15 protein-coding genes and 2 pseudogenes are annotated in these 14,128 nt (G+C 40.3%); 5 read left to right on the forward strand and 12 right to left on the reverse strand.

Going from position 1 to position 14,128, the window contains the following annotated elements:
* Positions 1–64: 64 nt before the first annotated feature.
* From ABGV42_RS16640 to ABGV42_RS16650, 4 genes are all read right to left on the reverse strand, one after another.
* A complete protein-coding gene (locus ABGV42_RS16640) occupies positions 65–790 on the reverse strand; it encodes a 4'-phosphopantetheinyl transferase family protein (protein ID WP_347382634.1) in 726 nt (241 codons plus the stop codon).
* Between the two features lie 229 nt (positions 791–1,019).
* A complete protein-coding gene (gene loaP, locus ABGV42_RS16645; RefSeq protein ID WP_347382635.1) occupies positions 1,020–1,619 on the reverse strand; it encodes an antiterminator LoaP in 600 nt (199 codons plus the stop codon).
* Positions 1,620–1,661: 42 nt separating this feature from the next.
* The gene (locus ABGV42_RS31880) at positions 1,662–1,811 is read right to left on the reverse strand and encodes a cyclic lactone autoinducer peptide (RefSeq protein ID WP_402874843.1); all 150 of its coding nucleotides are present in this window, start codon (positions 1,809–1,811) and stop codon (positions 1,662–1,664) included.
* A complete protein-coding gene (locus ABGV42_RS16650) occupies positions 1,808–2,356 on the reverse strand; it encodes an accessory gene regulator B family protein (RefSeq protein WP_347382636.1) in 549 nt (182 codons plus the stop codon). Before ABGV42_RS16650 ends, ABGV42_RS31880 begins: the two co-directional genes overlap by 4 nt.
* Before the next feature lie 299 nt (positions 2,357–2,655).
* Between ABGV42_RS16650 and ABGV42_RS16655 the strand changes: the two genes are divergently transcribed.
* The 4 genes from ABGV42_RS16655 to ABGV42_RS16670 all read left to right on the forward strand — a co-directional run bounded on the left by ABGV42_RS16655 (position 2,656) and on the right by ABGV42_RS16670 (position 6,627).
* A complete protein-coding gene (locus ABGV42_RS16655; RefSeq protein WP_347382637.1) occupies positions 2,656–3,399 on the forward strand; it encodes a LytR/AlgR family response regulator transcription factor in 744 nt (247 codons plus the stop codon).
* A complete protein-coding gene (locus ABGV42_RS16660) occupies positions 3,396–4,670 on the forward strand; it encodes a sensor histidine kinase (protein ID WP_347382638.1) in 1,275 nt (424 codons plus the stop codon). The genes ABGV42_RS16655 and ABGV42_RS16660 overlap by 4 nt, the downstream gene beginning before the upstream one ends.
* Positions 4,671–4,916: 246 nt before the next feature.
* The gene (locus tag ABGV42_RS16665; protein ID WP_347383274.1) at positions 4,917–5,843 is read left to right on the forward strand and encodes a DUF2268 domain-containing protein; all 927 of its coding nucleotides are present in this window, start codon (positions 4,917–4,919) and stop codon (positions 5,841–5,843) included.
* Positions 5,818–6,627 (forward strand): MerR family transcriptional regulator, encoded by an 810-nt coding sequence (locus tag ABGV42_RS16670; RefSeq protein ID WP_347382639.1) that lies wholly within the window; start codon positions 5,818–5,820, stop codon positions 6,625–6,627. The genes ABGV42_RS16665 and ABGV42_RS16670 overlap by 26 nt, the downstream gene beginning before the upstream one ends.
* Positions 6,628–7,410: 783 nt before the next feature.
* On the opposite strand, the gene ABGV42_RS16675 is transcribed toward ABGV42_RS16670, so the two are convergent.
* The 6 genes from ABGV42_RS16675 to ABGV42_RS16700 form a co-directional block, all read right to left on the reverse strand.
* Complete coding sequence (locus ABGV42_RS16675) at positions 7,411–7,896, reverse strand: hypothetical protein (protein ID WP_341173959.1); 486 nt, start codon at positions 7,894–7,896, stop codon at positions 7,411–7,413.
* Positions 7,896–8,147 carry a hypothetical protein gene (locus ABGV42_RS16680; RefSeq protein WP_347382640.1) on the reverse strand — a complete coding sequence of 84 codons (252 nt, stop codon included), beginning with the start codon at positions 8,145–8,147 and terminating at the stop codon, positions 7,896–7,898. The genes ABGV42_RS16675 and ABGV42_RS16680 overlap by 1 nt, the downstream gene beginning before the upstream one ends.
* A 604-nt stretch (positions 8,148–8,751) precedes the next feature.
* A complete protein-coding gene (locus ABGV42_RS16685; RefSeq protein ID WP_347382641.1) occupies positions 8,752–11,196 on the reverse strand; it encodes a DEAD/DEAH box helicase family protein in 2,445 nt (814 codons plus the stop codon).
* On the reverse strand, positions 11,180–11,506 hold the full coding sequence (locus ABGV42_RS16690; RefSeq protein ID WP_105405575.1) for a nucleoside triphosphate pyrophosphohydrolase: 327 nt from the start codon (positions 11,504–11,506) through the stop codon (positions 11,180–11,182). The genes ABGV42_RS16685 and ABGV42_RS16690 overlap by 17 nt, the downstream gene beginning before the upstream one ends.
* Positions 11,507–11,688: 182 nt before the next feature.
* A complete protein-coding gene (locus ABGV42_RS16695) occupies positions 11,689–12,003 on the reverse strand; it encodes a hypothetical protein (protein WP_347382642.1) in 315 nt (104 codons plus the stop codon).
* A 12-nt stretch (positions 12,004–12,015) separates the two neighbouring features.
* Positions 12,016–12,318, reverse strand: a complete 303-nt coding sequence (locus ABGV42_RS16700) for an EndoU domain-containing protein (RefSeq protein ID WP_347382643.1) — start codon at positions 12,316–12,318, stop codon at positions 12,016–12,018.
* Here ABGV42_RS16700 and ABGV42_RS16705 point away from each other — a divergent pair.
* Positions 12,275–12,475 (forward strand): annotated as a pseudogene (locus tag ABGV42_RS16705) (hypothetical protein); the annotation flags it as partial. The gene ABGV42_RS16700 and the pseudogene ABGV42_RS16705 sit on opposite strands and share 44 nt — an antisense overlap.
* On the opposite strand, the pseudogene ABGV42_RS16710 reads toward ABGV42_RS16705, so the two are convergent.
* Together ABGV42_RS16710 and ABGV42_RS16715 are read right to left on the reverse strand one after the other, a co-directional pair.
* Positions 12,471–13,199: pseudogene (locus tag ABGV42_RS16710) on the reverse strand (NgoFVII family restriction endonuclease); the annotation flags it as partial. The pseudogenes ABGV42_RS16705 and ABGV42_RS16710 sit on opposite strands and share 5 nt — an antisense overlap.
* A 440-nt stretch (positions 13,200–13,639) precedes the next feature.
* Positions 13,640–14,119 (reverse strand): hypothetical protein, encoded by a 480-nt coding sequence (locus tag ABGV42_RS16715; RefSeq protein ID WP_347382644.1) that lies wholly within the window; start codon positions 14,117–14,119, stop codon positions 13,640–13,642.
* Between the last annotated feature and the right edge of the window lie 9 nt (positions 14,120–14,128).

The raw sequence follows: 14,128 nt of genomic DNA on the forward strand, positions 1-14,128 counted from the left end.
TCCTTTTCCGTAAAACGAATACAAACTGTATCAATCTATGCAAAAAAAATGCTCATTCCATTGTTCAACAATGAAAGGAGCTGATCGCCTGCGTTTTAGAGATTAGATGTTTTAACGTATGTACATCCATGAGTGTTCGCTTTGGGTGCACAATAGAAAGCATGTAATGACCCGCTTGAAAAGATGTAGCCCTGAACTGGGAGAAGTTCGTATACTCACTTGAGACATAATCTGATTGTATGTCAATCCGATTAATCTCAAAAACTTGAGGCGGTGTTGTAAACCCAGTCTTCAATATTTTGGATAATGCTTCTTTTGCTGTCCACATTAAGTATAAAGCTACGTTGGGGTTCAAATTTAACGACTTGATAAGATTTCTTTCCTTTTCCGTCAAAACGGATTTAATTGCAGTAGGTTCTCCCGATATTTTTTCAATATCGATTCCCATTGCGTGCTCTTCTGAGAAAACAAGAGCCGCCCCCATATCATTACAATGTGTTATGCTTACCTGAATATTTGAGTATGACGGCATTGTAACAACCGGCTGCTGAAAAACCCCTCTTCGGATTAAAATTTTCCGATCATCCCCGATACCCGTATACAATTGGATCGCTTTTTTGGCACAGAACCTTCCCATTAAAAAACTGTTCTTTCTTTTTTCGACTTGAAGATTTGTGTAATAATCCAATTCTTCTTCGTGCAAGCAATGGATGACCTCTTCAAAATATAAATTGTGTGCAAATCGTGCAATGCATATGCTTGCTTTGATGCTGCTCTCTGGTCTACTCATTTCGATTTCCTGCAACAACAATGAAGGAGAATAACTAATCAAATGCGATACCTACCAATCTGATTCGACTATTAACTACCACGATAGGTTATTCTGATTGATGTCTAGTGCCGTTTGGGCACAGCTTCGCCAGATCGTCTATATTCAACATATACACTACTAGACCAAGCATTATGACAACAGAGCTCCACCAACGTACCGAAGCAGCGATTAGTTTCACTCTGAATTTTTAATGAGTCCCGAAATTTCCATTCTCCAATGGTTTTTCCAATAAACTAATACCAACATCCAGCAACTTTTCATATCCCATAAAATTCAAAGCAATTCTAGCTCGCCTCTTGCGCTTATCAATTTTTTTTATGATCCCTTCTTTCCCTTTCAAAGGCCCGCTAGATACTTTTATCTTTGCGTTTTCTATGTACAGAGCTGAGCAGTCAATCATTTCACTCTTCCCAATGAGTTGGAGGATCAATGTCATTTCTTCCTCTTCAATTTTTGAGAAGGTGTACGTTTCGAGTGTATCTTCCTGATTGTAGATTACACTCCTCTGTTCATTATTATCGATAGAGCTATGGGTACGATTAAGCAGCCGATAGCACCTCGGTATTTGCTTAAGTTCATAATACATTTTCGTATTCATTTGAGTATATACGAGCACATAGCCAGGAAACATCGTTTTGCAAACCTCGTAAGACTGACCTAATCTTCGCTCTACCAATTTCCGTTTGGGTACAATTGCACGAATCTCAGACTTGTCGAAATATTTGCTAATCAACGATCGTACGACATCTTCTTTTCCCGTTTCAACAAAGAGTACATACCAATCCATATAACCATCTACTCCCAGCCCAAATTTATTACAATTATGAATTTAGAATGACTGTAGTTTTTTTACTTCCTCCGGCATTTCTGGTTCATGGGCTATCCACCAACACATAGTGTTAGTTCGTAACACGACAAAAGCAATGGCTAATAAACTAATGATTTTCCATGGAATTCTTTTGATTAGAGCTAAACTCATAAGTGACTCCCCCCAAAAAATCTAGATAATTGTGAAGCGACTAAACCCAACAAGCTTGATAACATGATACTATCTGTGATTTGAAACCAAAGAAAAATACCATATATAAAAACTGCAACAGCAGTAATTAACGTGCTTATTTTCTGCAGCTTCATTTGCTTTGATTTTTTACGTAAAAATACTTGAGATAAAACAAACAGGAGCGCTGCTCCCCAGCCTATCAGGTACGAAATGAAGGAATTTTCGAATAAATGCACTACGAACATGCACGCTATAAAAACACCTACAGATATGAAATAGCATTGTAAAAACGTCCCGGCGTGTCTCCCTCCTCCTAAACTTCTTACGATGAATACCGTTCCAATCCAGGCCAGAGCTTCTAGCATCCGCCCCCCAAAAATAGAAATTATTATCATTGTACTAGCAATAAGCAATGTCTCAGTCATCGCCTGTAATCCATATCGAATGATCGGTAAATCCTTCTGCATGACCACCTTGTGTCGAATCATTTGCTCACTTGTAGCGTTAACCAACAACTCTATCATTTTTTTCCATCCCCTTAAAAAACAATATATAGGGATTACCCGAATTTATGGAATACTTAATATGCCAATTGTATTAAAATCTATGCGAATTGCATTTTTTGATGTATTTTGTTTCCTCATATACTTTTTTGGAGAATGACTTTATTGCTAGGAATGACGGATTTTGAGTGAGCATTAGCGTGACGATCGTAAACCAAAGCATTCTGCTTCACGTTGGACTTTGTAACTACTCTTGTGTTGATCTATAGTCTGAATTCGTTATACTTTTAATAAATGGTATCTTTAGGAGGGAAATAGAAGTGCTATTCGGTGGGGTATGTGACGACGATAAAGAGATTCACGAAGATTTGAGCCAATTCTTTCGTGATTTCGAAAAAATTAATGACTGCAAAATTCAGTTGACTCATTTTTCGTCAGGTGAAGAGCTACTTGAACACTACTTAAGTAAAAATTGTAAAAACTTTCATTTCCTCTTTCTTGATATTGAAATGTCAGGAATTAATGGATTGGAAACAGCTAAACAAATACGTTCACTCCCCAACAAAGATGTAACAATCCTATTTTTAAGCAGTTACCCAGACTATGTTATGGAAAGCTTTGATGTATTAACCTTTCAATATTTACTTAAGCCCTTAACATATGACGTTTTTGAATCGAAAATGATGCGCCTTTATGATCACCTCAGTTCAACTGCCAAGCATGTCATGTTTTTGAAAGACGAGCGAGGACAGAACATTGTGCCAGTATCAGAAATCATCGCTATCTCAAAATTGAAACACTCTTTGGTACAAAACAAACTTCAGGTTGTCACAACTGATCAAGAATTTCTAATCACAGGTACGATTTCATCCTATTCGGAGAAATTAGGAATGCCCTTTCTGCTTGTTTACCGATCAGTCATTGTTAATATGGACTATATTCGCGGGTTCACAGCTAATTCAGTAATTATGAGCAACCATCAGGATTTCCCAATAAGCCGAACTCAAATGAAGCAAATTAAAGATACATATGCTCAATACATGGCAGGTAAATTTATTATATGATACTGACTCTGCTTTCTTTTTTAGGAACGACTCTCCTGCAACTTGTTCTGCTAAACCGTTATTTTTTTGCATTACTTGGCTCTTCCCAGCAGAGCAGACAACGTATTATTGTTCATTATCTTCTGAGCGGTACGACAATTTATCTATCCTCAGTCTCTTTTTTTCCTGTTCTAATTACAGGTTTACTATCAATCAGCAGTGCCTTTATTATTTCTTGGTGTTACTCTTCTCGGATTGAATCGAAAGCAATTTTTTCCGTTCTATACGTCATTCTAGGTTTCATAGCAGAAACTCTCTCATACGGGTTTATTACACAAGTGCACTTAACTCCTAGTGATATAGACTTGGGCAGTCAGCAAACACGCCTACTTATTTTATTGTTTTCATCGCTTATTTTTTTCTTGTTCATTATGCTGATCAAGCTATTTAAACGGCAACGTGATTATAAGTTAAACAAATGGTACTATCTTGTGCTAGGACTCATTAATATTGTCAGTCTTCTCATCTTAAATACGCTTTTCTTTCATACGCAAGAAAACAATATGTATATTTTTTCAGCATTTGGTATCTTACTGATCAATATCACCATTATTTATCTATTTGATCAATTGATTGAAAGTTTTCAGATGAAAGATGAATTACAACAATTACACAAACAAACTGATTATCAAAATGCTAGTTATCAGAAAATCTCGAATTCATTTCAAATGACCAAACGAATTATCCACGACACCAATAAACATTTCGTTTATATTCGTGCCTGCATTCAAACAGGAGAACAAGAAAAAGCACTTGAGCATATCAGCAAAACCTTGCAAGTGATGGGAAACTCTTATTTATCAATAGCCACAGGTAACCTGGTCATTGACGCTTTATTAAATAATGCAATAAATATTTCCAAGGAGAAAAACATACAGATTAAATATCAAGTGAGCATAAACAATCTAGATATGATAAACCCTTACGACTTATGCATTGTGATCGGAAATATTCTGGATAACGCAATTGAAGCTGCTCAACTTCTTCTTACACCTGAAGAACGATTTATATCGATTCGGATTTTCACTCACAATCATATGCTCACCATTCAAATTGTAAATTCCTATGCTCATCAAAATAAAAAGAAATTGAAGGAAAACAGCGAATTTCACGGGGTTGGCCTTTTGAACGTCCGGCAAATCACTGAAAAGTATGGTGGTCATATTACCACAACTGCTGGAGAAACGTTTGAAACGATTGTGGTCCTACCAATTTGTAAACAAGTACCCTAGCTTAATTAAAGCACCATCCCTTGAAACGTTAGCTCATTCCAAGATACTTCAACATGAAACGAAAATTTTCTTCTTATTCAATTCATAAAAAAAGAGCGACTAATTCTTCACAGTAAGAGGTGAACTCACAGAGAGAATCGAATTACCACACATAAAAATATGTATAACCTTCCTCTTCTCTCCTTGACTGTAACGTAAGGTCATACTTGATAATGAAATCAAACTTACATGAAGGAGAGATTGATGATGAAGATTACCGCGTTACGCTCGGATAAAATCTATGGAAATATTATTCATGCTGCACCCGATGAAAAGGTGGAGTTATATAGGCAACAAATGCTGGGTCCATTTATGCCAAAGTGGAACATTCAACAGATCCCCTTTCAATCAAGTGAGCCTCATGGCTTTGACGTTATCATGATGAATAATTTGATGAATATCTCACCTCTAGGCATTACGCCTGAGATTAATGAACCGCTCGCAGCTATATCATCAGAAGCATTTTGGCAGCAATGCGATGAAGCTGTGAGGGCAAGTCTAACCACATTTACGGACAATGGCACTCAGCTTCCGGTATCGGAATATCTATACACCGTTTTATTAGGAGATCAGAACAGTCAGGCAATGCAAATGAATGAAGGAATCTGCGGAGATGGTGGAATCCCCGGCTATATTATTGCGAACCTGATCCCGAATGCATATACTTTACCTCGCATCCAATCCGTATTAGCTCATGAGTGCAATCATAACGTGAGGTATCAATTTATTCAGTGGGATCCGTATGTTACGCTAGGAGAAATGGTTGTTAGTGAGGGGCTTGCGGAGAGCTTCGCCACGTCCCTGTATGGTGAAGAGTTATTAGGACCCTGGGTAGCCAAAACAAATATGGAAACCCTAAATACAATCATTAAACCGAAAATGAAGGATCGACTGCATATTACGGGCTTCGAGCAGATTAATCCCTATCTATACGGGGACGATCTTGCAAGAACGCAGAACTTTACTCCCGTAGGGATGCCCTATGCTGCTGGCTATGCCTGCGGCTATCATTTAATTCAATACTATTTGAACAAAACAGGCAAACATATCACCGAAGCAACCATCACTCCGGCAAGTGAGATCCTTGCTGAAACAAAGGACTTTTGGAATGAAGACACTCTATTTCACCGTTAAAGACATCATTCAGATTACAGGCGTTACCAAACGCGCCTTACATTATTATGATAAAACCAATCTATTGAAACCGACCAAAGTCGAGGGTAATGGCTATCGGTTCTATGATCAGGAAGCACTTGGTAATCTGCAAACGATTCTATTGTTCAAGGAAATGAATTTTTCATTGAAGGATATTGCAGCCATGATGAATCTCTCCAAGGATGAACAGAAAGAAATCTTAAAAGAGCATCGCAGTACACTCGTGCAACGAAAGCAAAGGCTCGAAACCATCATCGACCAATTGGATGAATATGTGGATGGTACGGATATCGTTCATCTCAATGTGTTTGGCGACTCCCCCATCCTGTCCATTCAAGAGCAATACGACTCCGAGGCAAAGCTCGTTTACGGGGATACTGAAAAGTATCAAGAATTTGAAACCAATGTGAACCAGCTGTCTGCCGAGGAGCAGCAACAAACCTACCAGCAGTTCTCGGTCAACATGGAGCACATATTTCGTAAGTTGGCTCAACACCAGGATCAGTCTCCCGCTTCTGTTGAGGTGCAAAAGTACATTCGGGAATGGAAAAGCTGCCTTGAAACATTTATGGTGTGTGACGCTGAGATTTTGACTTGTATCGCAGAGGTCTATGTGACTGATCGCCGCTATGCTGGTTATTTTGCTCAGTTTGGCGATGAGGATTTCTTGGTTTTTTTGTATGAGGCTATTATGGTTTTTGTGAAGGAAAACTTCAAAAAGCATGGGGAGTTCAATGATGAACCTTCAAATGAAGAATTGTAGCTCCCGAGATCATATGGTACTTCATTCTTAAGAGAATCTAAAAAGCTGCTATAAATTCAGATAAACTGAATTTGAGCAGCCTTTTTTGTAAAAATCTTTTGTCTTATACTCGATGTCAATACAGTCGATATAGACAAATCCCCTTCTTGCTTGCAATGAGTTTATCCAATCATTCTCATGTTAATTATGCAAGACCTCAATAAATTTGGATATTTCCTCTTTTAGCGATTCATCACATTTTTCTCGCGCCTTGATTAGTATTGAATAAAAATAATCTTTGCGGTTTACATCTGTAAGCCATTTGTCTAATTCAATATCCTTTAATCCTGGCGGCATATCTTCAAAGTCGCTCCACCATTCGTTTATTGCATTTAGCAACTATTCATATTCGATGATCTCTACAGACCTAATACCATCAACAACTTTAAAAATACGATGTATCCCCCCCCCTAATTGAGCATCCTGAATATACCTTGTTTGTTTAGCATAACGAATTGCACTTTGTGCCAAATGAATCACCTCTATCCGAGAAAAATAATTTTGATTTCAGAATCTTTTAATCCATTCTTCAATCCTTTAACTACATCTTTGTTTAGCCCTGAAGTGTCGACAATATGAACATCAACTGCCGTATTGTGTTTGATATGCTTTTTCAAATTCTGTATAACCGCATTTTTTTGAGCAAGATTAAGCGGCTCCTGTCTGGCGTTAAGAAAAGGGCCTTTTAGTGATGTTACCTAGTCCTCCAGGATCTTTGAAATCTACTCAGAGATTTTGTGTTACTTATATAGAATTCGGATTCACATAACACCAATCAGATTGATTTGAAGTTTTTAGAGCTTTCTCCAGATCAGATAATGTATAGACCCAGTCTTCCTCCATCCATACCACCATCTGTGGGTACCTCATTAGAAAATGATACAGAAAGGTTAGTGCGACCTCTTCATGTTGATATACTTCATCGATAATGAGCGTGTTAAAATATATCTGCCCAGTATCTCTCCATTCTAATTCTCTGTATTGATGTGGAGCAGGTTCATCATATACATCAACTCTGATCGTATTATTTATCTCACCATGATCTGACACTTGTTGGTCTGGGAGTGAAATGCCTAAGGCACAATGTTTCATGTTCTCTTCTGAATCTATATCTTGAATCCCAAAAACTAAATTTAACTTTGCTTCCAAACAAGTTTGTTGTATGTCTCGAACCAAACGGTCTATGGGGATATTACTGTTCTCTTCTACCAACACAAAAGCAGATGCCATTACTTCAGTACCTCCCTTAATTCTTCCAACGAGTTAACCACTTTGACGCCCTTGCCCCTGATATAATCTATTTTCTCAGATGCAATTCGACCCATATTCTCTAGCGGTGCATCAATATATAAAACAACTTCCTTCTTATTATAATTAAAAAATTCTTTATTATTTGTATCTACTAGTCTATCGATTTGGTCTGTTTTCATTTGTTTGGATACATGCAACAGCTGTTCCGGTTTAACTCTAATTCTATTCATATTATTCTCCGTCATTTATAATAGGATTCCACCTTGTTAGCAGAAGTTATATTGTGGAGACATCCTTCCAAATTCCTGATTTAATCTTTGTAAAAATGAGTAATCATCATTTCTTTACTACCCAAGTCCCATAGATTAAAATATTTTCCAATGATAAATACGAGGGTGTGAATCCAATTGCTTACTTATATCCGTAACGGCTTAATTTTCATTGTCTTAGTGACCCTACTAACTGCTTGTGGGAGGCTGTCCGATAAAGAAGAGCAGGAATATTATCAAAAGGCAATCCCTATCGGTCAAGACTACTTTAGAAAATATTATGACGCTGAAGTTGAATTCACTGAATTTTATATCAATGTACCGATGTCCTCAACTATGGTCTTAAAAGGTCCCTTAAACAGGATCCTTATACTAAAGTTTCACTATATTACTACTTCCCATCTCTCGAAATTAAGTCAGAAAGTGGACCTGAAGATTTCATAAAGAAACGAAAAAGTGAGGCAGAGGTTAACTCGCAGTGAATTTTTCTAATTCGTACATATTTATGATTAAAAAGCTGCTTTTAAAATTCAGTCCATCTGATTTCAAAAGCAGCTTTTTTATATTAATTTATTTTCCCACGCTCAAAATACGCATGCAATCGATATAGACAAATCTCCCTTGTCCAACGGTATAATAATGCCCGTTCCTCCACATCTTGCACCTGTATGTTCAGTGAGAATATCCCATCCTCAAAACGCGTCATACTGCCCCTTGCCCCGCTCCACATAGACATTGGCATTTTAACAATTAACTTCTCAATCTCAGTTGCCGTCTTCTCGTTCCATTCCCAGAGCGCAAGCTTGTCCTTGTCCGAAAAGTCCTTCCGTTTCCGGTGCTCCTTCTCTGTTAGATACGTATGGAAAAAATTCGCTAACTCCCCCGGGGTCACCGGGTCCATCCAGTACTCTTCGCCTCGCTCCATCATGTACAGCAGCACAATCATCTTGTAGCTTTTGTTCAGAACCGTCTTCTCTACGTCCCTCAGCCATGCTTCATGGCGGACATATACCTCTGCCTCAACCGAGGACAGCATCTCCGCCCGATAAAGAAACCCAACATATGAGCCAAATTCGCTCCGATACCCGATGCTTTTGGAACGTCCCATAAGATGCAGCTCCAGATATGTCGGAATACGCCCGAGTTCCCGCTTCACATCCAGAAAATCTTGTTGCAGCTTCTCGCGACGCGGCAACCGCTTACGGCTTAGCTCCTGAAGCAGATTTACCACTCGAGTCTCCAGATGAATTCCACAGTTGGCTGGAACTTCCGGCACAGCCGAATCCATTCCTTTCCCGCTTCGTTCTTCCTCGCCACGCACATCCAGCAGACTCAGCTTCACATCCGCATTCCGGTAATTTCCGATCAGGTCGATAATGACACAATGTGATTTACCTTCCGCCAGCCGCAGACCTCGGCCCACCTGCTGGGTAAACACCGTAAGTGATTCAGTTGGGCGCACGAAGAGCAGCGTATCCACACTTGGAATATCCGTCCCTTCGTTGAACAGATCCACCGTCAGCACAACCTCCAGCTCACCCGCATCAAGATGTCGAATCGCTTCCTCCCGCGACATCTCCGTTGTACGCGAATGCAAACTAAGTACCTTAACGCCCTGACTTCGGAAATACGCAGCTAAAAAGTCTGCCTGACGGATCGACGAGCAAAAGCCAATCGTTCGTGTCTGTTTATGCCGCATCCAGGCTGAATAGATGTTCTCCACATGTTCCTCATGTAGCTGAGCCGCCATAAGCTGTTCTTCATCATACTTCGTACCAATCCAGCGAATTTGCGAATAATCCGTGTCATCGAATACACCGTAATATTGGAATGGAGCAAGCCATCCTCGCCGGATCGCATCAATAAAATGTATCTGGTAGGCCACGTTCCCATCACAGAGTGCATATACGTCTTTGCCATCTAGCCGATCCGGAGTAGCCGTAATGCCCAGCAGAAATTTAGGTTGAAAATGCTCAATGACCGACATATACGTCTTCGCTGCCGCATGATGGAACTCATCCACCACGATCAGATCAAAAGCATCCGCCGCAAACCCATCCCGGTGCTTCTGCATACTCAGCGTAAAGATCGAAGCATACACACAATCCGCTGCTCCATCCTTATGCTGCCCGTTGTAGATACCATGACTGCGCTCCGGCATAATCCGCTGAAAAGACTTCTTCGCCTGGAACAAAATCTCTTCCCGGTGTGCCACAAACAGTATCCTTTGGAATCGCTGGGCGAAGAAGCCCGCCAGATACGTTTTGCCAAGCCCGGTCGCCATGACGACCATCGCCTTGTCATACTGCTCTTCCATCGTGCCTTCCAACGCTTCAAGTGCATCGAGCTGCGCAAACCGCGGCTGGATCGGTATAAGCGACAGCTCGGCGGCTTCTTCCTCTGTTTCTTCTGGCAGTCCGGTGCCAAACTCCGCTTCTTCCATTTCCGTGATCCTCTGGATCATCTCCGGGTTCTTCTGGTGGTACTTTCGGTACTCTTCTTCATAAAGCGCAATTGAATCCGGGTTCACCGGCAATGTCGTCTCATGATAGAAGCTCTGCATGAACTTGTCCAAAGCCATCTGGAACGTATATGGTTCTGCCTCTGCATTCATTGCGAGATTCCATTCATACCCCGTCTTCAGCGCCGTGAACGAAAAGTTCGACGATCCGACAATCAGCAGTCCTTCCCCGTTGTCATGATCGAACAGATAGGCTTTCGGGTGAAAAGAAGTTCCCATACTTCGCCACAGTCTTGCTTCAATTCGTGGATCGACCTCACACAATGCCCGCAAGCCCTCCGGCTGCGTGATATACAGATAGTCTCCCGCGAGCATCCGCACCTCGGCTCCACGTTCTGCCGCACGCTTTAAATGCGGAGCAAGCAGCTTCACACCAGACTGCATAATAAAGGAAGTCATAATATAAATCCCGGACGCATGCTGCATCCGGGAAATGAGTTCGTCTGCCAAGTTATCTGTAATGAGTTTAACGTTAAGCTTCGTCGACATCGATCAGATACACCCGTTCCTGGAATCCGCCGCGTGCCTCGGCTTTGTCTGCCCGAAGCTTATCCAGCTGTGCCGCATTCGCACCATGCACCTCCGCCAGCGCCCGGATAACCTCCAGCATGTCGGCTAGTTCTTCCAGCGCTTCCTGATCACTTCCTGCACTCATGTATTCTTCCGATTCTTCTTGCAGCTTCGTTCTTAGTTCTTGCTTATATTCCTCCGGGTCCAGAATGCGTGTGCGGCATTCCTTCCCACTGGATGTGATAATATGCGGAATCTTGTCCCGCACCAATTTGTTGTATGTAGGCATGTGGTATAACATCCTTTCTGCTATGAGAGCCTTCGGGCCTCGCGCCAGAATCTCCCTTTTTGCCATTATACCATTTGCCATGGGAGGAGATCGGTTGATTTTTAAAGTAGTCGATTGGAATGAGGATCTAAAAATAACCCATGACTACCTCGTATTCGAGTTGAAATGGGCTTTCGACTTTATTAATCTTCTATTGATTGAATCGCATATTCTATGTCTTGCTCCATATCCAGATCAGGATACTTCTTTTGCAATTGAAAAAGACAATCTATGAATGCTCGACTTTGAAATTCAGAAGATAAATCCTCAAATATCTCACTAAGCCAGTATAACTCTTTTTCATCACATTGATCTAAAAATGATATCGCACTTTGCTCATTCTCCTTTAAAATTTCTATCATCTCATTCCAAATCGCTTGAATTGCTGGATCATCCGGGTGTAAGTCTTTTCTCTTCTGCACTAAAGAGATCACTTTTTCGCTGAAATCATCTATCATGTTTTACTCTCCTCACGGTTGTCTTGAGTTATCTGGAGTAATCGTTCCGATCTGACCATCGTTCTTGATCACTCCCACTCTAACGTTATTATAGTTTCCAAACATCCATTCACCATCACCTTTAACTCTGTTTTTGGGGAGATTTGCTACGTACTCACCTGACTTTTTGATATCTTCCGCTGTCCATTCCTTAGGGAACCAAGCTTGGCCCTCTCCACTTCGCTTTGCTTTGTTTTTGTGGTTAGGTATATTACCAACTCGCACACCGTTTGGGAAAGAACCCACGACCGCTGATGAACGGCGCATGTTGATCATGTTCTATTACACCTTCCATCGGGCTGCACCTGAGAGGCTGGGACTGAACAGTATCGAAGACGGTGTGCAGCGTGTGCTGTCTTGTGAGGCATTCCGGGCAGAGCTTGTGGATATCTTCAAATATAATTTGGCTCATCTGCGATTTGTGGATAAGAGCCTACATAGGCTGTCGTAAATCCAGTCTCACGGTGGAAAATGTACGTTTTGGCGTGTAATCGTGTAACCTTCGTATCATATGAAATCTGTATTTCGGTGTTGGGCAGTTTGCTGAGTTCGACAATGGCCTTAAGGTCCGTCGCTTCCATATAGGTGGTCGTAATGATTCGCAGCTTCCCGCCACCAGATGTAAATTGCTGAAGTTGTTCCAAGAGTAGGCGAAGCCCACTGAATTTGATAAAAGACACGAGCCAGTCGATCCGGTCTGCTGTCACGATCTCTTTTTGCAACTCCAAAAGCATACTCGGCTCAGACTTTGCCCCAGTAAATAATGAGCTTTGAGCGATAGGCTTATCTGGGCGAATGATTTTAGAATTCCGTACGGCTCGTATATTGTTCAGCTTGGAATACACATGGGTCAACACTTCCCCTTGCTCATCCAACTGCAATTCGTTATATTCTTCTTCCCCCAGCGTCTCTTTTAACGTAGCGATAATTTCATTACATGTACGGATCTGTGCTAGTACTGCTGTACTATCTTCAGTTTGTTCTCTCACAATCTTCAGAGCTCGTCGGGTCAACGCAGCCAAATACGTAGATAGTAGTTTACGTGCTTCCTCTGCATCCAGCTTCTCAGTCCCAATGTGATACACATCCGGATCTAGTGCCGAAATCTCCTGCCTGGTGATTGTGTTAATAAGCTGTTCATATATGCCTTGTTTCATGGAAATACCTCGCGTGGGTGTAGGATGGTTGTGGATATTCTGTATGTACAGGTTAGAGCTATATCATGTTTCTACTATATTATCGTCCAACTTGTGGAAGATTTCATTAGTTGTTTTGAATCATAAAAAAAGCACCTCTACTCTTTTCTTGGTAGAAGTGCTTACTTAATTTCATTTCGAATATGTCCTAAAGTTTAATCTCTCTTCATTTTGAATTTCAGTTACTCATTTAGATATCTTTAGGGTTTATACCGGAAATTCATTCAGAAAGACAAACAGAACTTTAAACAATATTCGTTGTCATTACAGTCACTCGACACCACTGTTTTGAAATAACCTTCTGATCATAATTAACAAGTTTTATACGGATAAGGTTCATCAGCAATTCTAAAACATAGTTGCCTGTCGTGATTATGATATAACTCCGCTGATGCCATCAATTAGCTACCAAAAAGCGTATAATTGATACTTTTAAGAATTTCGCTGTATTGGTCTTCGAGCAATTCAAGATATTTTCCGTTAAAGGTGTACTTTCCATCTCTATAGAAAAATATCTCTTCTCCTGATGTATGATAAAATAACCCATCTACTTTGAGAGATTCTAAGATAGAAAAAGAAACTTCGTACATGGTTTTATAACAACGTTCAAATTGTTCGTTATTCTCTAACTCATAAGATATTGTTTGTTCATAAACAAAGTCCTCTTCTTGAAACATAGTTTCATAAGTAGCCGCCGGATGATTGGGTGGAAAATTATTTTCATAAACACTTATTCTCAGACCATTGGCTAGATCAAATTCATCAATAGACAATGAATTATGTTGTTTGTTTATATAACGAAATTCAATATTTTTACTTCCTAATAATTTCTTTAACCATAATGCATCCTGCTTTCCATTCACCTTCAATGAATATTCCATTGACTTTAT

Origin of the sequence: Paenibacillus pabuli (assembly GCF_039831995.1) — a bacterium.
Taxonomy (GTDB): domain Bacteria; phylum Bacillota; class Bacilli; order Paenibacillales; family Paenibacillaceae; genus Paenibacillus; species Paenibacillus pabuli_C.